Here is a 17,572-nt window from a genome sequence, read left to right as displayed (position 1 = left end):
TCAGATGTGTACGGCGACGGGGGCGAACAACCCCGCGTCCATCACGCGTGGGTTCTTGATGATCGGACGGAATCCCATGTGCGGCAAAATGTCCCGATCGATGTCGATGCCGGGTGCTATCTCGGCGAGTTCGAGGCCGTCCCGGGTGAGGACGAAGACGGCGCGTTCGGTGACGTACACCGCCTCACGTCCCTCACGGACGGCGAGAGCGCCGGAGTAGGTGACCTGATCGACGCGGTCGACGAACTTGGGCACCGAGCCTTCGCGCCGGATCACCAGTTCTCCCCCGACGATCGCGACGTCCAGGCCGCGGGCGGTGAACGTTCCGCAGAACACGGCACGCGGCGAGTTCTGGGAGATGTCGATGAACCCGCCCGGTCCGACGATTCCGCCGCCGATCTTGCTGACGTTGACGGCGCCCGTGGAGTCGACCTCGGCCATGCCCAGGCAGCTGACGTCGAGCATGCCGCCCGAGAACAGGTCGAACTGGGTGGTCGACGAGTGCACGACCTTCGGTCCTCGCGCGGCCCCGAACAGGTCGCCGGAGACGGGGATGCCGTCGATCAGCCCCTGCTCGATGGCAAGTGTGATGTCGTCCAGGCGATCCTGTTCGGCGAGCGCGTCCACGACCAGCGCGGACACCCCGAAGCCGACGTTCAGGACGTCGCCGTCCCGGACCTCGGCGGCCGCCCGCCGGGCGATCAGCATGCGGATCGGGTCGTGGTTCGTGGCGCCGAAACCGGAGTTCGCCGCATCGCCGGAGAGTTCCGGATCGAATTCGCCCGCGTACGTCTGCCATTGGGCCGGCGCGTGCACGACGTCGTCCACGAGGACCGCCGGGATGTGCACGAGCCGCGGATCGATCGGCCGGTCCAGCAGGTTCTTCACCTGCACGATGACCCGGCCGCCGCTCGCCTTCGCCGCCTGAGCGACGGCCAGCGCGTCGAGTTGAGCCGCCTCGCCCGAGCACGTGACGTTCCCGGACGGGTCGATGGAATCGCCGCGGACGATGGCCACGTCGACGGGAAACGGCTTGTAGCGCAGGTACTCGCGGCCGTCGAGCGTCAGGAGTTCGACGAGGTCCTCGGTGGCGGACGGCGTGAACTTGCCCCCGCCGTGCCGCGGGTCGACGAACGTGTCGAGACCGGTCGCTGTGATGAGGCCCGGCCGGCGCGCGCCGATCTCCCGCAGCAGCTGACTGATCGCGCCGCCGGGCCACGCGTACGCCTCGATCTCGTCGTTGCGGACGAGGTCGATCATGGTCGGCGACCACGTCCAGTGCCCGCCGACGACCCGCTTGACCATGCCCTTGTGCGCGAGGTGGTTGGTTCCGCGGCTCACCCGGTCGCCGATGCCGAGGGCGTGCACGATCGTGAGGTCCCTCGGCGATCCGGTCGCGAGGAAGCACTCCTCCAGCGCCTTCAGGACGGTGTCCGGTTCGAGGATTCCGCCGCCCGAACCGGTGAGGGCGATCGTTGATCCTGGCGCGATGTCGCTCACGGCTCGGGTCGCGGTGGTCAGTGTCCAGCGCCTCGAGGCGGCACCCGTTCCGGGCTGTGTCATATCCGCTCCTGTAAATGCTTACATTCTGCCAATCGGCCCATGAACGCTATGGACCTCGGTGATTGACACAGTATATTGTGAGCTGCACAACATCAAGAAAACGATTACAGGAGATTTCATGGCCTCGATCCTGCTGCCCGATCGCCACGGTTCGCCCACGACTCTCGCGTGGAACGCACCGGCACGGCTGGACACCCGGTCCACCCCGCCGACCAGCAGGGCGGTGTACGCGGCCGCGCATGTGGTCGCCGATCCGCTGCGGGCGTCGGCGGAGAATGCCGCGGACCAGATCGACTGGGACGCGACCCTGCACCTGCGCCGCGACCTGTGGTCGCTGGGCCTCGGGGTGGCCGAGTCGATGGACACCGCCCAGCGCGGCATGGGGCTGGATTGGGCCGCGGCGAAGGAACTCGCCGTCCGCACGCTCACCGACGCGAAGTCGGTCGGCGGGAAGGTGGTAGTGGGTGTGGCCACCGATCAACTGAAGACCGACAACCCCTCGCTCGACGAGATCCGCGACGCCTACCTCGAACAGGTGGAGGCGATCGAATCCGCGGGCGGTGAGGTGGTGCTGATGGCGAGCAGGCACCTCGCCCGCGCCGCGACCGGTCCCGACGACTACCTCGCCGTGTACGACGCCGTGCTGTCGGCGGCCACCCGCCCGGTGGTCCTGCATTGGCTGGGTTCGGTGTTCGATCCCGCCCTGGACGGCTACTGGGGATTCGCGGATTCGGGCGCGGCCATGGACACCGTGCTGCAGATCATCGACGCGCACGGGGACACCGTGCGCGGCATCAAGGTGTCCCTGCTCGACCCGGCGCTCGAGATCGCCCTGCGTGAGCGGATGCCCGCCGGGGTGCGGGTGTTCACCGGCGACGACTACAACTACGTCGGCCTGATCGCCGGCGACGGCACCCACACCAGCGACGCCCTCCTCGGTGCGTTCGCCGCGCTCGGACCGTTCGCCTCCGCCGCGTTCGCGCGGTTGGACGACGGCGACGAGCAGGGCTTCCGGAACATCTTGGGCCCCACCGAAACCCTGAGCCGGTTGCTGTTCGCCGCCCCGACGCAGTTCTACAAGGTCGGCGTCGCCTGGTTGGCGTACCTGAACGGCAAGCAGGAGCACTTCCGGATGATCGGCGGCTTCGAGACCGGCCGCAGCCTCACCCACCTGGCCGAACTGGTCCGCGCCGCCGACGCGATCGGGCTGTTCACCGATCCCGACTTCACCGCCACCCGCGCCGCCGCCTACTTCGCCGTGCACGGAATCCACTGACATGGACCTCGCGCACTGCAGTCTCAACTCCGTCACCGTCAAGGGTGCCGGCCTCACCGAGGTCGCCGACCTCGCTGCGCAGTGGGGATTCGGCGGCGTCGGCCTGTGGCGGGACGTCCTCGACGGCGTGGATCTGGTGGACGCGTCGGCCCGGCTCCGGCAGTCGGGTCTGCGCGTCACCAGCGTCTGCCGGGGCGGAATGTTCCCGCAACCGACCGCCCGGCTGCGGCGAGAAGCCACGGCCGACAACCGAGTGGCGGTCGATCAGGCGCACGCCCTCGGCGCCGACTGCCTCGTGCTGGTCTGCGGCGCCGCTCACGGCGACCTCGCCGACGCGCGGCGGCAGGTCCGGGACGGCATCGCCGAACTCGAGCCGTACGCCCGCCAGTCGGGGGTGCGGCTCGCGGTCGAGCCGATGCACCCGATGATGGCGTCGAGTCGTTCGGTGATCACCTCACTGAGCGAGGCCAACGACCTGGTCGAGGCGATTGGATCCGACATCGTCGGGATCGCTCTCGATTCGTATCACGTGTGGTGGGACGCAGCGCTGCCGCAGCAGATCACAAGGGCAGGCGAACGCCTGTTCTCGGTGCAGTTGGCCGATTGGGTCACCCCGATCCACGGCGAACTCAGCAGCCGCGGCATGCCCGGCGAAGGGTGCATCGACCTGACCGGATTCGTCGCCGACTGCAGGAACACCGGCGGCTACGCGGGGCTCGTGGAGGTCGAGATCCTCAGCGACCGCTGGTGGGCCGCAGACCCGAAAGACGCGGTCCACGCCGCGGCGAACGGCCTTGCCGCCGTCTGAAAACCCGGCTCAACGCGAGGCGGGCCCCGTCGACTCGCGAATGACGACGTCGGCGGGGATCAGCGGCGGAGACGTGGTGGCCTCGTTGTTCAGGGCCGCGCGCATCAGCGACCAAGCCTGGTCGCCCAGGTCGATCTTCGGGCTGACCACCGTGGTCAGGCGCGGCGCCAGGTGGCGCGCCATGTCGATGTCGTCGAAGCCGGTGACCGAAATGTCCTCGGGGACGCGGAGTCCGCGCTCACGCAGTTTCGAGATGACGCCCAGCGCGGTCAGGTCGTTGAAGCAGACGAGAGCGGTCGGCTCGTGCGTGAGTGCTTCTTCCACCACGTCGTAGCCACCCTCGATGGTGCCGTCCGACGGCACCGCCGTCGCCTCGATCCCGAGCACCTTCGCCATTTCGATGGCCCGCCACCGCTCGCGGTTCTGCCAGGCAAGATCCGAGCCCTTCACGTAGACGATCCGGCGATGGCCGAGCTTCGCGAGATGCCCGCACAGCTGCATCATGGGGGTGAAGTTGTCGACGGCCACCATGGGGAGATCGACTTCCAACTCGACCCGGTTGACGAGCAGGACGGGAGTCGACTGCTTCGCGAGTTCCTTCAGGCCACTCGTCGGAATCCTCGACGAGAGCAGCACGAGGCCGTCGACCTGGCCGAGCAGGTCGAGTGCGGTGGCGAGTTCGTCGGCCGCGTCACCGGAGTAGTCGGCGACGAGCATGCGGTATCCGTCGGCGGTGGCGCCGTGGTGCATCTGCTTGACGACGTCGAAGAAGTACGCGTTCGCCAGGTCCGGCAGGATCACGCCCATGTTCCTCAGCGACCCGAGGACGAGTCCGCGGGCGGCGGTGCTGGGCCGGTAGGACAGCTCATCGGCGACCTTGTGGACCCGGGCCGCGAGGTCCGGGGTCACCGACGAGCTGCCGCTCATGACACGGGAGACGGTGGCGATCGAGACCCCGGCTGCCTTCGCTACGGTATTGATCGTGACGCGACGGCTCGCGGGCACTCGGGTCTGATCAGCCATAGCTGCCTCTACATCTCTCGTCGCCATTGCTACCGTCTACCACCTCGGTGGGTGGAAACGCTTACAGCGTATCGCGAAGACGGCCCCGGATCACGCGGACGCTCACTCCGTGCGCAACAAGGCGCGCGTTCCGAGCAGTTTCCGCGACGTCAGCAGCACCTTGACGTGCTTGCTGCCGTTCGATTCGAGTTCCTCGACCGCGCGGCCGAACTCGTCCAGCGGGAACGTCGCGGTGTGCAGCGGTGACGCGTCCACCTTCCCCGATTCGAGTAGTTCGGCCGCCTCGACGAAATCCTGACGGACGTAGTTCCGGCAGGCCACGACGGACAGTTCGCGGGCGTAGAGCGCGCTGTAGTCGAGGGTCAGTTCGTGCCCGGGTTTCGCGGACGCGATCGCGACGTACCGGCCGCCCGGAGCGAGGACCCGCAGCGCCAGCCGAGACGACTCGTCGGTGCACACCGTGTCGTAGACCAGGTCGACCGCGTCAGTCCGGTCCCGGAGCCAGCCCTCGAGCGCGGCCCCCGAGTCCGTCGTGAAGTCGCTCATCCCGCACGCCAGGGCGGGCTGCTCACGTTCGGTGTAGCGGTCGACACCGAACACCTGGACGCCCCGACTCCTGGCCACCAGCGTGGTCGCGAGACCGATCGCACCGGTCCCGACGACCAGCGCGCTGTCCCCCTCCGACGCGCCGCCGCGCCGGACCACGTGAACTCCGACGGCGAGCGGTTCGACGAGCGCCCCGAAACGGTCCAGCACCGAGTCGCTCACGGGCACGCATTGCGTCTCGGGAACGACGAACTCCTCGCTGAAACACCCGCGTGGGTCGGACAGGCCGAACACGCGGATGCTCGGGCAGTTGTTGATCCGGCCGTCGCGGCACGCGCGGCATCGGCCGCAGCCCGTGGTCGGGTAGACCATCACCGGCTGACCGACCGTGAGACTCGTGCCCGGACCCACCCGCGACACACGTCCCGCGCATTCGTGGCCGAGCACCGTCGGATATGCGGCGACGGCGTTCCGGCCGCGCAGATGCGAAAGGTCACCGCCGCAGATCCCGGCCGAGTCGAGTGCGACGAGCACCTCCCCCTCGCCGGGTGCCGCGACGTCACCGCGATCGAGGCGATACTCGTTCGGACCGTCGACCCGAATACTCAAGACTGACATGCACTTTCCCTTTCCTCGGAGACAGTGTCACGCATCTCCTCGGAGACAGTGACCGGCATCGTGCCGGCCGCGGCTGACCGGTAGGCGGCGTCGATCACCGCTTGCACGGGCAGCCCGGACCGGGCGTCGGACAGCGGTGCCGCACCTGCCGCCCAACTGGTGAAGACGTCGTCGTACAGCGACCGGAACCACGCCATCATCGACAATGGGTCCGGGCCGGACGCGTCGACGGAACCGTCGACGACCCGGCGGACCCCGTCGCCGATCTGGACGAGCGAATCCCCCACCAGCCGCAGCTGTCCCGCGTCGCCGTAGAGGTGAATCGTCTCGGCACCGCCCGGCCACGCGGCCGTGCTCGCCGTCACCGACGCCGCATGCGTGCCGTGGTCGATCAGGAGGTGAATCGTGTCCTCGGCCTCGAGCCGGCCTCGGCTGGTGGAAGCCGCGGCCACGACACTACGCGCCCGACCGGCCAGCGACAGGTACAGGTCGAGGGTGTGGATGGCCTGGGTGATCAGCACTCCGCCGCCGTCGCGGTCCCAGGTCCCGCGTCCGGCCTCGGCGTAGTAGGAGTCGGGGCGCCACAGCGGGACGGTGACGGTCGCCGAGCGGAGGGCGCCGATCGCTCCGTCCGACAGAAGCTGCCGGGCGCGACGCGCCGCCTCCTTGTAGCGGTGTTGCAGTGTGACCGCCGCCCGCACGCCGGACCGCTCGGCGACGTCGACGATCGCCTGCGCATCGTGCAACGACGCGGCCAGCGGTTTGTCGATCACCAGGTCCAGGCCGCGCTCGGCCAGTGCCGACGCGACGGCCAGGTGACTCGACGGCGGCGTGACCACCACCGCCGTGTCGGCGTCCAGGTCCGCTGCCGCGTCGACGTTCGGGAGTATCCGTGCCTCCGGTGCCAGCCGGCGTGCGGCCGCCGCCCTCGTCTCGTCGCGCGTCACCACACCGACCACGTCGGCGCCGACAGCCCGGAGCGCCGTGAGGTGTGCGGCGCTCGCGAGCCCGGCGCCGACCACCACGACGCGACGGGTCACGGTGCGACCTCGACGGACGTGCGCGAACCCACGCTCCGGCCGAGGGTCTCGGGAAGCAGGGCGATGCCGATCAGCCCGACCACGCTCAAGCCCATGAGGTAGCTCGCGACGAGCCAGGGCGTCCCGCCCGCGACGGCGACGAGGGCGGTGGCGACCAGCGGGATCGTGCCGCCGACCACGGCGGCCGGGATCTCCCGGGAGATCGCGATGCCGCTCCACCGGATCTTGGTGGGAAACAGTTCGGAGAGCAGTGCACCGCCCGGACCGGACGTCGTGCCCTGGACGAGGCAGATGCCGAGGATCAGTGCCAGTCCGACCATCCACGGCGACCGCGTGTCGAGCATCATGAACATCGGGAACGGGAAGATGATGCCGAAGATCGCGCCGGACAACAGGACCGGCTTGCGGCCGACTTTGTCGGCCAGTCGGCCGAATCCGATGATGACGGGGATGGCGCAGAACTCGGCGACGATCAATCCGATCAGGGCCTGGGTGGAATCGACGCCGAGGGTCTTGGTCACGAACGAGAGCGCGAAGACCTGCATGACGTAGGCCCACGGAATCACGAAGCTGAACAGGGCAAGTCCGCACAGGATCTGCCGCCAGTGGTTGCGGACCGCCTCGACCAGCGGCGCGCGGTCGACCTCGCCGTGCTGCGCGGCCTCCTCGAACACGGCGGTCTCGTTCACCTTCAACCGCAGATAGCCGGCGACGAGAACGATGACGGCGCTGGCCAGGAACGGAATACGCCAGCCCCAGGACAGGAACTGGTCGTCGGGCATCAGCGTGAGCAGTGCGAAGATCATGGTGGCGCCGCCGGTCCCGACGTAGATCGCGGCTCCCGGATAGGCGCTGGAGAGAGCGCGGCGGGCGCTGTCCGTGGATTCGGTGACCATCGTGATCGCCCCGGCGAACTCGGCGCCCGCGCCGGCGCCCTGGAACAGGCGAAGGACGATCAGGAGAATCGGCGCCCAGATTCCGATCGAGTCCGCGGTGGGCAGCGCCCCGATCAGCGTCGTCGAGGCGCCCATGACGAGCAGGGTCATGAGGAGCATCGGCTTGCGACCGAGCCGGTCGCCGAAGTGCGCGAACACCAGCCCACCGATCGGGCGGGCGCCGAGCCCGACGGCGAACGTCCCGAAGGCGGCCATCGTGCCGGCGAGGGATCCCGCCCCGGGGAAGTAGAGCGGCCCGAAGACGAGGGCAGCGGCGAGGCCGTAGAGCGTGAAGTCGTACCACTCGATCACGGTTCCCGCCGCGCTCGCCTTGATCACCCGGCGGCGCTGCTGCCCTGCCGACCCGTGTGGCACCGCGGTCGACCGCTCGGTGCCGAGTTCGGTCATGCCCATCGAGAACTCCTGACTGTGAAGGGAAACTGCCGGAACCCGACTACTATGACCCACGTCACCGAATTTGTAAACGCTTTCTCAGCTACGCGGACGGATTCCCGTTTCCACAGTTCACAGCAAAATACTCGACGTTTCCCGACTAGTACCGGTCAGATACCGCTTTCATGTTGGACACCGGGCCGTGACCGGCCCCGCGGTCAGGCGGTACCCATGTCTGCCGATCGCCAGTGCTCGGGTCTGAGGTAGATCGCGACCTGCTCGCCGAGTTCGGCCCGGGCGAAATCGAGGTAGCCGTCGACCTTTTCCGGCGCGAGGTAGCGCTCGGTGATCTCCCGCAGCTGGGCGTCGGTTCCCGTGACGGTGCGCGTCACCGCACCCTCGACGGAGACGTATCGGACGGTGGGGGCGACGCGTTCGACCATCATCGTGAATCGCCCGGCCGCCTCGATGAGGCGCGCCTTCTCCGAACCGGCGCCGGTCAGCACCCACAGATCACCGCCCGGGGCGTACTGATACCAGATCGGGACCGTCAGAGGTCCGCGGCCCTCACCGGCGGAGACCGACAGCGCCGCGATGTGCGGCTCGGACAGGAACTGTTCGCGCTCGGACACAGACAATGGCATGACCTCGACGATAGGAGCCCCCACCGACAGATTCCGGAGCCCCGCGGCGGCGCGGCGGACCGATGGAATGGAACCTGGCGGTGCGAAACGGTTAGATGGACCTAGGTTCCGGACAGTGCAGCGTCGTACGTCGAAGTGAACGGAGACACAGATGCCAGGCCCAGTCGCGAGATTGGCACCCCAAGCAGTCCTCACTCCGCCCAGCCCTGCCTCGCTGTTCCTGGTGCTCGTCGCCGGGGACTCCGACGACGACCGCGCGACGGTGTGCGACGTGATCTCCGGGATCGACGGACCGCTCAAGGCGGTGGGATTCCGCGAACTCGCCGGCTCACTGTCGTGCGTGGTCGGTGTCGGTGCGCAGTTCTGGGACCGCGTGAGCCCGTCGTCGACACCGGCGCACCTGCATCCGTTCGTCCCGCTGTCCGGACCGGTCCACAGCGCGCCCTCCACCCCGGGTGACATCCTGTTCCACATCAAGGCCGCCCGCAAGGACCTGTGCTTCGAACTGGGCCGCCAGATCGTCTCCGCGCTGGGCTCCGCCGCCACCGTGGTCGACGAGGTGCACGGCTTCCGCTACTTCGACTCCCGCGACCTCCTCGGATTCGTCGACGGCACCGAGAATCCCACCGACGACGACGCCGCGGACGCCGCACTGATCGGCGACGAGGATCCCGACTTCCGCGGCGGCAGTTACGTGATCGTGCAGAAGTACCTGCACGACATGAGTGGGTGGAGCACGCTGAGCACCGAGGAACAGGAACGGATCATCGGGCGCACCAAGCTCGAGAACGTCGAACTCGACGACGACGTCCAGCCCAGCAATTCGCACGTCACCCTCAACACCATCGTCGACGACGACGGCGTCGAACACGACATCCTGCGCGACAACATGGCATTCGGCAGCCTCGGCGAGGCCGAGTACGGCACCTACTTCATCGGGTACGCCAAGAATCCCGCCGTCACCGAACTGATGTTGCGGCGCATGTTTCTCGGCGAGCCGCCCGGCAACTACGACCGCATCCTCGACTTCTCCACGGCGGCCACCGGCACGTTGTTCTTCGTGCCGAGCCGGGACGTGCTCGAATCGCTCGGCGACGAGCCGGCCGACGCGGAGTCGGCGCCCGACGACCCGGTCGAGCCCGCCGCGGCCGGCCCGTACGACCTGTCCCTGAAAATCGGTGGTCTCAAAGGAGTATCGCAATGAGTGATTCGAGCAATCTGCACCGCAACCTGGCGCCCGTCACCGAGGTTGCCTGGCAGCAGATCGGCGAAGAGGCCGCCCGCACGTTCAAACGGCATGTCGCGGGGCGGCGTGTCGTCGACGTCGCGGGACCGTTCGGATACTCCTACTCGGCCCACAACCTCGGCCGGGTCACTCCGATCAAGACGTCGGACAGCAGGATCCGGGCGCAGCAGCGGCAGGTGGACCCGCTCGTCGAACTCCGGTTCCCGTTCACCCTCAGCCGCGCCGAGGTCGACGACGTCGCCCGGGGTTCCCTCGACTCCGACTGGCAGCCCGTCAAGGACGCCGCGAAGGCCGTCGCGTTCGCCGAAGACCAGTCGATCTTCCAGGGATTCGACGAGGCGGGGATCCGCGGACTCGGACCGTCCAGCGACAACCCGGTTCTCAGTCTGCCGGAGGATCCGCTGCTCATCCCCGACGCCGTCGCGTCCGCACTGTCGGCGCTGCGACTCGCCGGTGTCGAGGGACCGTATTCGGTGGTGCTCGACGCCGACGCGTACACCGCGGTCAGCGAGACCCGCGACGAGGGACATCCCGTGTTCCACCACCTGCGCGACCTGGTCACCGGCGACATCATCTGGGCACCCGCCATCAGCGGCGGGTACGTGCTGTCCACCCGCGGCGGCGACAACCAGCTGACCCTCGGCACGGACCTGTCGATCGGCTACGACAGCCACACCGCCACCGATGTCACGCTCTACCTCGAAGAGACGTTCACGTTCGCCTCGCTCACCGCGGAGGCGGCAGTCGTCCTCGCACGCTGACGCACGCCGGGGTCGTCAGCCGCCGAACAGCAGGTACAGCCCACCGAAGGTGTACGTGACCATCGTGAACAGCAGTGCCAGCTGCCCGGTCAGCTGATGACCCCGCGGCAGGACCCGCACGGATTTGTCGTGTGCCGCAATCACTCCGAGGACGTGTCCGGCGAGGACGCACAGCACCTTGATCGATGCCGTCGCGGCCGGATGCTCGGACAGCACGTACCAGACGTCGGCGTCGCCGAGCCCCAGCGGGTTCCATCCCCGCCCCATCGGGTCGGCCAGCAGGATCACCGTCGCCTGCCCCTTCTCCACCAGATACGTCAGATAGTGGGCGAAGACGTAGCCGATGATGATCGGGATCAGCGAATGCGACAGCAGCCCGGGGAGAGCGGAGCGCTGCTCCGGCCGTAGTCCGCCCGCGGCCCGCGAGGCCACCCAGAACGACACCCCGACGAAGCCGATGAACACCAGCAGCCCCGCCGTGCGCACGAGAGTGGCGCCGATCGGCGAACCGATTCCGTCCACCAGCCGTGACCACCACGGGAACGCCGAGAAACTGTCGAAGGCCGTGGATCCCAGCAGCGTTGCCATCAGCGCGACCGAGCCGGCACGGACGGGCATCGATCCCAGGTGGTCCAGCGGATTGCGCAGCACGATCCGGCCGTCGTGCCGATCCCGGCTCAGCGGAGACAACCGCGACGCCAGCGTGCTGTACACCTCGAACGGATCGCCCCGCTCACACCAGCGTTCGCCGCACGCGAAGGCCCCGGCCGTCGTGACCACGACGTAGACCAGCAGCCAGGTGCGCACGGCGGCAACGGAACCCGGGTCGCCAGAGGCGAGCTCGAGCCAGACGAAGGCGAACAGTCCCGCGACCGCGGGCCAGTAGCCCCACGAGTTGCGGTACCGCGCATTGCCTTCTGCCGGCGAGCGCCCGATCGCCGCGCACACCGATCGGTGTACCGTGCGGACCGGGGAGAGCACCCGCCACACCGGGCCGAACGCCAGCGACGCCGCGACCAGTCCCACCCAGAGCAGCACGTAGAACACGCCCGGCAGTGCATTCTCCGACGATGCCGCGGGTCCGAAGAACGCCGCGAGGGCCACCCACACCGCGAGCACCACACCGAACGCCGCCAGCACGTTCCGCGTGATCGGCGCGTCGGCGAACCGCGTCACCCAGCCCGGCAACCTCCGCCCGGGACTGTCCGGATCCAGTTTCGGGGTGCGCCACGCGAACGCCAGGACCACGAAAGACACGGTGAGCGCCCAACTCGCCCCGATCAGCGCATACGTGAACGGAATCGGAAGGTCGGTGGATCCACCGAGGCCGTGCGCGAGAACAACGGTCATGGACGCACGAGCAGGGTGGCCACCGTCTTACCCGTGTCGTGCAACTCCACCGCCACCTGGCCCGGAACGTCCACGGAGAACTGGGTTTCCTGCGTTCCGGGGTGAATCTCGAACGAATGTTCCGGCACGGCGTGCACGTGCAGTTCGTCGGCGGCGTCGCTCTCGATCCGCACGGTGACGGTCTCCCCCACCGTGGCCTCGATGCGCTCGTTGCTCGGTGTGACCGAGCCGCTGTCGATCACGACGTCGATCACGACACCGTCCTCCGTTGCCGGAGTGTCGTTGTCGCCTCCACAGCCCGACACCAGGGTGACGACGACAGCAGGTACCACGACAACTCCGGCCAACCGCCTGATCACCTAATTCTCCTCGTCTTTCTCACTCGGGCCGTGTTTCGCACTCTCGGCATTCTCGGCGGCTTCCGCCTTGCGGTCCCGGACCGCCAGGTAGATGACCAGGCCGGCCACCAGGAACGCAGGGACGAACGCGGGAATCGCCAGCAGCACCGAATGATCGGCGAGGAAGACGATGTCCGGGTCGTTCACCGGATTCATGTCACCGTCACGTCCTCACGGGTGCCGGTGGCCGCTTGACCCTGCGTGTACTTGCTGATCCGGCCCGCTCCCCAGGCCAGCGCGGTGATCAGCGCGAGAGTGCACACGAGCACGACCAGCGACGCGGCACCGAACAGCCAGGACGGGTGATCGAAGTTCCGCTCCCGCTGCAGGATCGTGATTTCCGGGACGAAGTCGCGGGTCGAGGACGCGACGGCGGGGAGTTCCTCGGCGCCGATGCCCGGGTCGCTGGGCAGGTAGATCGGGACGGCCGTCATCGTGCGCCCGTCCTGCACGCGCAGCAACGTCTTCCACGTTCCGTGTACCGGCACCGGTTCGTGAGTTCGGTAGGTGCCGGGCCCGGTGCGTTCGAGTCGGTCGACCGTGAATCCGTTGCCCAGTCCCGGGCCACCCTGCCAGGACAGAATGGACACCCAGGCGGGATCGTCGCCGGCGAGATCGGGTGGGTCGATGCGCACCTCCGCGTCGACCATCCGGCCGCCGTCCGGCGCGGCCTCCGTGAGAGCGATTGTCGCCGTGGCGTTCTCCGGGACGGTCGCGACGAGTCCGTTGGCGGTGGCACCGGCGATCACCACGACCGTGGCGACGACGATGGTGCGGCTGATCGCGGGACGCGGAAGCCCCTCGGATCGGAGCACCCGCCCGAGCAGGGCGCCGCACGCCCCGGCCGCGATGCCCACCGGCACGGCCATGGCCAGCGCCTCCGGCCACATGCTGGTGGGCCAGGGGTAGATGTACACGGCGTCGATCCACAGCGACTCGAGCCACAGCCCGACCGTCGCGACGAGGAGTCCGCCGACGGCACCGAAGGCCACCCGATTCTTGATCAGCGGTGTCAGGGCGAGCAGTTCGATCAGCACCGCGGCGCCGAGGCACAGTTCGAACACGTTCGTGGGGGCGCCGAGAACCGGCCCCACCATCAGTGCCGTGATCGCACGCACGATGCCTGCCACCGCCACGGCCACGATCGCCGCGAAGGGTCCGAGAACGATGCGCGCTGCGACCAGGGTGAACGCGGCCGCGCCGGCGATCATCATCGGTTGCAGGACGAGGCGGAACTGTTCGACGCCGAAGTCGTATTCGATCTGGAAGACGGACAGGCCGATGAGCAGGCCACCGAACGTGCCGCACCGCAGGAACCAGATCAGCCTGCTGTCCTGCTTCGTGTCACCGGGGGTGGCCATCCGACCCTCGTAGTCCAGGAGCAGGACGCCGATCAGCGACAGTCCCGCACCGCCGATCAGCATCAGGTGCGTCGGCCCCCACAGCGTGACGTCCTGACCGAAGATACGGTGCCAGACGTCGTCGAGCGGGAACCCGATGAGGGCGTACAGCCCCGCCCCGGCCACCAGGACGCCGCCGACCGGGACGTACCAGGTGCGGGTGATCTTGATCGCCGCCGGACCGGGTTTCTCGTCGCGCGGCAGGATCATCGCCAGCATCCCGGTGATGAACAGCAGGAAGAGTCCGACGAGGATGAAGTAGTGCGCAGGGTTCGCGAGCGGCCCGTCGTCGCGGCCTCGCCCGATGTGCAGGCTGACGTCCCAGATGAAACCGAAGAACGCCGTCAGGATGGTCCCGACGAACGTCACCAAGGGCAGTGCCACCCACGGGGGCCGGTCGAGCGCGCGCGCCGCCGTGTCGGCGGTCGTCTGCAGCCACGTGATCTTGCGTGTGCGGTGCAGGTACGCGATCCACAGCAGACCGACGGTGATGATCGCCGTCGCCACCGAGATTCCGATGATCTGATCGAACGCCGCACCGCCACCCTCTCCGCCCGATTGGGCAAGAATGGGTGAACTCGGAGTAACAGTAACTTGGCTCACGTGGTGATTATGTGCGCCTCGTGCCGAAAACGCCAGACCCTCGACCCGGCACACGGCGGTTCGTAGGCAAATCTATTCAGATCTGCGATCAGACGTAGATATGGCTAGATTCCTCTATCGACGCCTCGACCAGCGATAACTGCCACCGCCCGCACGAGCAGCCGAGGTACGTGACGACTCCCGTGCTCGTCCGATGCCGAGATACTTCCTGCCAGTCGTGTTCGTGATGTTCGCTCATGCACCCAGCATGATGTAATGGCATTGTGCATCTCAACCCTTACGGCGAATACGCGGTCACCCTCGCCGCCGACCTCGCGAATCACCCACCCGACTCGACCGGCGACCTCGTCGACCGATGCGTCGACGCCGGCATCGTCGTCGACTTCCCGGTCACCGACGACGACCTCGCCGACGTGCTCGCGATGCTCGACCGGTGGGCGTCGATCGCGGACACCACCAGCGACGAAGCCCGGGCCGAACAGGTCAACCTCATGCTCACGAAGGCATCCGCCTACCCGCGACTGACCAACCACGCCGGCGACGGCTGGCACCTCCACTACCGCGACGACCAGCAGTCGCTGGCAGGCGTGCTCGAGGCGCTCTTCTCCGTCGGCACCGCACTGCACCTCGTCGGCCGCGGCATGCACCGGCTCGGCCGCTGCGCGCTCGACGAGTGCACCGCCATCTACGCCGACACGTCCCGCAACGGCCGTCAGCGGTACTGCTCACCGAAGTGCGCGAACCGGGACGCCGTTCGACGCCACCGGGCGCGCTGACCCGTATCGCTCAGTGCGGGAAGTCCTCTCCGGTGAACTCCCGCTTCTCCACGAGCACCAGCCAGTTGCCGGAGTTGTCCCGCATCACCGCCTCGATGCCGTAAGGGCGTTCGGCAGGCGGCTGGGTGAACTCGACGCCCTTGGCGACCAGATCCCTGTACGTCTCGCGACAGTCCGTGGTGGTCAGCCCGAATCCGCCCATCGTCCCCGCGGCCAGCGACCGGCGGATCGCCTCCGCCATGTCGGCGTCGAGCGGCGGCCCGGGCTTCATGAGCGTGACCTCGAGTTCCGGGTGGTCGGGGTGCAGGATCGTCACCCACCGGAACCCGTCGCCCATCGTGACGTCGGTGCCCTCGGCGAAACCGAGCGTGTCGATGTAGAACTTCTTCGCGTCGTCCTGGTCGGTGACCCACAGGGTGACGAGAGAAACGTTGGTGATCATGCGACCAACCTATGTCCGGCGCGACGGCCCGCGCTTCTCGGAAATTGCGGCATTTCGATCGCTCAGCCCGTGCATGAACACATAGCAGCCGGGAATGCGCGGCGCCCCGTGCTCGGCGAACTTCGCCTGATACAGCGACGGTGACGTGCCGACCAGCTGACGGAACTTGGCACTGAACGACCCGACGCTGGTGTACCCGACGAGGTGGCAGATCTCGGTGACCGTCAGGTTCGTCGCCCGCAGCAGATCCTGGGCGCGCTCGACGCGGCGCTCCGCGAGATAGACGCCCGGCGTTCTGCCGTAGACCGCCGCGAAGCACCGGAGGAAGTGGTACTTCGACACCCCCGCCGTCGCCGCGAGTTCTCCGAGGTCGAGCGGTTGGGCGTAGTCACGGTCGGCGAGGTCGCGGGCACGGCGCAGGTGCGGGAGCAGTTCCCCCGGCACTCGCGCTGTTTCCGCCATGCCCCCAGTCTGGCAGTGGCTACCGACTCGAGGACAGGAACGCCGTCGACCCGGACAGGTCGCCGGGGCGGTGACTGCGCGATTGCACGAGCCCGCGGCGTTCGAGGATCGGCCGGACCCCTTCGCCGAAGTTGAAGGCCTCTTCGAGGTGCGGGTAGCCGGAGAGGACGAAGTGATCGAGCCCGAGCGCCGCGTACTCGGCGATGCGGTCGGCGACCTCCTCGTGGGAGCCGACCAGCGCGGTGCCTGCGCCGCCGCGGACCAGCCCGACACCGGACCACAGGTTGGGGGCCACCTCGAGGGTGCGCGCTCCGGCGTCCTCGGAGTAGGCGCTTCCCCCGCCGTGCAGTTCACGCATGCGGCGCTGACCTTCGGAACCCGACCGGGCGAGGCTCTGCTGTGCCTGCTCGACCGTCGCCGGGTCGAGGGCGGAGAGCAGGCGGTCGGCCTCGGCCCACGCCTCCTCGGACGTGTCGCGGCTGATCACGTGCAGCCGGATGCCGTAATCGAGCGTGCGACCCTGGACGTCGGCGAGGTCGCGGATCCAGGCGATCTTCCCGGCGACGGCGCTCGGCGGTTCACCCCAGGTGAGGTAGGTGTCGGCGAACTGGGAGGCCACGGTGCCCGCGGCCGGCGACGAACCGCCGAAGAAGATCGGCGGCACCGGGTCGGGGATGCGCTGCAACTGGGCGTTCTCGACCCGGATGTATTCGCCTGCGTAGTCGACCGGTCCGGTCCCCGCCCACAGCTGACGGATGACGTCGAGGAACTCGCCGCAGCGGGCGTAGCGCTGGTTCTTGTCGAGGTAGTCGCCGTAGGTGCGCTGCTCGTGGTCCTCGCCGCCGGTGACGACGTTGAGCAACAACCGCCCCTGCGACTGCCACTGGAACGTCGCCGCCATCTGCGCGGCCAGCGTTGGACTGAGCAGACCCGGCCGCAGCGCGACCAGAAATTTCAACGTCTCCGTGGTCTCCAGCATCATGGCCGTGGTGAGCCAGGCGTCCTCGCACCACGCGCCGGTGGGCGTCAGGACCGATTCGAAGCCGTTCGACTCCGCCGCCGCGCCGATCTGATTGAGGTACCGCAGCGTGGCGGGACGGTCTCCTGCCATGGAACTCCCGTGACCACCCGCCATCAGGTTGCGGGAATCACCGTAGGTGGGAAGGAACCAGTGAAAATGCAGAGACACGCGCGATCCTCTTGTCGACGACAGATGGGCAGCGCAGGCCAGTTCATCAACGACGAAGCCGGGGCGCGAGGGTTTCGATCACCGTGATTCGGAATCGTG

The 17,572-nt window shown here is 68.2% G+C and carries 18 protein-coding genes; 5 read left to right on the top strand and 13 right to left on the bottom strand.

Going from position 1 to position 17,572, the window contains the following annotated elements:
• Positions 1-1,563, bottom strand: a complete 1,563-nt coding sequence (locus HGB39_RS06595; RefSeq protein ID WP_005569691.1) for an acyl CoA:acetate/3-ketoacid CoA transferase — start codon at positions 1,561-1,563, stop codon at positions 1-3.
• A 118-nt stretch (positions 1,564-1,681) separates the two neighbouring features.
• Here HGB39_RS06595 and HGB39_RS06590 point away from each other — a divergent pair, with 118 nt between their 5' ends.
• Entirely contained in the window at positions 1,682-2,839 is a 1,158-nt protein-coding gene (locus tag HGB39_RS06590; protein ID WP_005569692.1) for a DUF993 family protein, read from the top strand.
• Between the two features lies 1 nt (position 2,840).
• Positions 2,841-3,647, top strand: coding sequence for a sugar phosphate isomerase/epimerase family protein (locus HGB39_RS06585; RefSeq protein ID WP_005569693.1), 807 nt, complete (start codon positions 2,841-2,843; stop codon positions 3,645-3,647).
• Between the two features lie 9 nt (positions 3,648-3,656).
• On the opposite strand, the gene HGB39_RS06580 is transcribed toward HGB39_RS06585, so the two are convergent.
• The 5 genes from HGB39_RS06580 to HGB39_RS06560 all read right to left on the bottom strand — a co-directional run bounded on the left by HGB39_RS06580 (position 3,657) and on the right by HGB39_RS06560 (position 8,846).
• Positions 3,657-4,670 (bottom strand): LacI family DNA-binding transcriptional regulator, encoded by a 1,014-nt coding sequence (locus HGB39_RS06580; RefSeq protein WP_005569694.1) that lies wholly within the window; start codon positions 4,668-4,670, stop codon positions 3,657-3,659.
• 102 nt (positions 4,671-4,772) lie between these two features.
• Positions 4,773-5,825, bottom strand: coding sequence for an alcohol dehydrogenase catalytic domain-containing protein (locus tag HGB39_RS06575; protein ID WP_005569695.1), 1,053 nt, complete (start codon positions 5,823-5,825; stop codon positions 4,773-4,775).
• Positions 5,822-6,874 carry a Gfo/Idh/MocA family protein gene (locus tag HGB39_RS39805; protein WP_005569696.1) on the bottom strand — a complete coding sequence of 351 codons (1,053 nt, stop codon included), beginning with the start codon at positions 6,872-6,874 and terminating at the stop codon, positions 5,822-5,824. Before HGB39_RS39805 ends, HGB39_RS06575 begins: the two co-directional genes overlap by 4 nt.
• Positions 6,871-8,223, bottom strand: a complete 1,353-nt coding sequence (locus HGB39_RS06565) for an MFS transporter (protein WP_043791332.1) — start codon at positions 8,221-8,223, stop codon at positions 6,871-6,873. The genes HGB39_RS39805 and HGB39_RS06565 overlap by 4 nt, the downstream gene beginning before the upstream one ends.
• A 197-nt stretch (positions 8,224-8,420) precedes the next feature.
• Positions 8,421-8,846: a pyridoxamine 5'-phosphate oxidase family protein gene (locus HGB39_RS06560; RefSeq protein WP_043791335.1), complete on the bottom strand. Its 426-nt coding sequence runs from the start codon at positions 8,844-8,846 to the stop codon at positions 8,421-8,423.
• Positions 8,847-8,997: 151 nt separating this feature from the next.
• Between HGB39_RS06560 and HGB39_RS06555 the strand changes: the two genes are divergently transcribed.
• Together HGB39_RS06555 and HGB39_RS06550 are read left to right on the top strand one after the other, a co-directional pair.
• Positions 8,998-10,050, top strand: a complete 1,053-nt coding sequence (locus HGB39_RS06555) for a Dyp-type peroxidase (protein ID WP_043791508.1) — start codon at positions 8,998-9,000, stop codon at positions 10,048-10,050.
• Positions 10,047-10,853 (top strand): family 1 encapsulin nanocompartment shell protein, encoded by an 807-nt coding sequence (locus tag HGB39_RS06550; RefSeq protein WP_005251300.1) that lies wholly within the window; start codon positions 10,047-10,049, stop codon positions 10,851-10,853. The genes HGB39_RS06555 and HGB39_RS06550 overlap by 4 nt, the downstream gene beginning before the upstream one ends.
• 15 nt (positions 10,854-10,868) lie before the next feature.
• On the opposite strand, the gene HGB39_RS06545 is transcribed toward HGB39_RS06550, so the two are convergent.
• Genes HGB39_RS06545 through HGB39_RS06530 form a run of 4 tightly spaced genes read right to left on the bottom strand, consistent with a single transcriptional unit; the run spans position 10,869 to position 14,604 of the window.
• Positions 10,869-12,203 (bottom strand): hypothetical protein, encoded by a 1,335-nt coding sequence (locus tag HGB39_RS06545; protein WP_005569958.1) that lies wholly within the window; start codon positions 12,201-12,203, stop codon positions 10,869-10,871.
• Positions 12,200-12,562, bottom strand: a complete 363-nt coding sequence (locus HGB39_RS06540) for a hypothetical protein (protein ID WP_005258829.1) — start codon at positions 12,560-12,562, stop codon at positions 12,200-12,202. Before HGB39_RS06540 ends, HGB39_RS06545 begins: the two co-directional genes overlap by 4 nt.
• Positions 12,563-12,757 (bottom strand): hypothetical protein, encoded by a 195-nt coding sequence (locus tag HGB39_RS06535; RefSeq protein WP_005258831.1) that lies wholly within the window; start codon positions 12,755-12,757, stop codon positions 12,563-12,565. It abuts the gene before it with no gap.
• Positions 12,754-14,604, bottom strand: a complete 1,851-nt coding sequence (locus HGB39_RS06530) for a hypothetical protein (protein ID WP_043791498.1) — start codon at positions 14,602-14,604, stop codon at positions 12,754-12,756. The genes HGB39_RS06535 and HGB39_RS06530 overlap by 4 nt, the downstream gene beginning before the upstream one ends.
• A 263-nt stretch (positions 14,605-14,867) precedes the next feature.
• On the opposite strand from HGB39_RS06530, the gene HGB39_RS06525 reads away from it, so the two are divergent.
• The gene (locus HGB39_RS06525; RefSeq protein WP_005258835.1) at positions 14,868-15,380 is read left to right on the top strand and encodes a CGNR zinc finger domain-containing protein; all 513 of its coding nucleotides are present in this window, start codon (positions 14,868-14,870) and stop codon (positions 15,378-15,380) included.
• A gap of 10 nt (positions 15,381-15,390) precedes the next feature.
• Here the strand turns inward: HGB39_RS06525 and HGB39_RS06520 are convergent, their stop codons facing one another.
• Genes HGB39_RS06520 through HGB39_RS06510 form a run of 3 tightly spaced genes read right to left on the bottom strand, consistent with a single transcriptional unit; the run spans position 15,391 to position 17,473 of the window.
• Positions 15,391-15,822 (bottom strand): VOC family protein, encoded by a 432-nt coding sequence (locus HGB39_RS06520; RefSeq protein ID WP_005258837.1) that lies wholly within the window; start codon positions 15,820-15,822, stop codon positions 15,391-15,393.
• 9 nt (positions 15,823-15,831) lie between these two features.
• Positions 15,832-16,284 (bottom strand): helix-turn-helix domain-containing protein, encoded by a 453-nt coding sequence (locus HGB39_RS06515; RefSeq protein WP_037204432.1) that lies wholly within the window; start codon positions 16,282-16,284, stop codon positions 15,832-15,834.
• A 19-nt stretch (positions 16,285-16,303) separates the two neighbouring features.
• Positions 16,304-17,473 carry an LLM class flavin-dependent oxidoreductase gene (locus HGB39_RS06510; protein ID WP_005258841.1) on the bottom strand — a complete coding sequence of 390 codons (1,170 nt, stop codon included), beginning with the start codon at positions 17,471-17,473 and terminating at the stop codon, positions 16,304-16,306.
• Positions 17,474-17,572: the final 99 nt, after the last annotated feature.

This window comes from Rhodococcus opacus (assembly GCF_012396235.1).
Classification (GTDB): Bacteria; Actinomycetota; Actinomycetes; order Mycobacteriales; family Mycobacteriaceae; genus Rhodococcus_F; species Rhodococcus_F opacus.
Note: the sequence above shows the minus strand (reverse complement) of the source record. Positions and strands in the feature narration are given on the sequence as shown.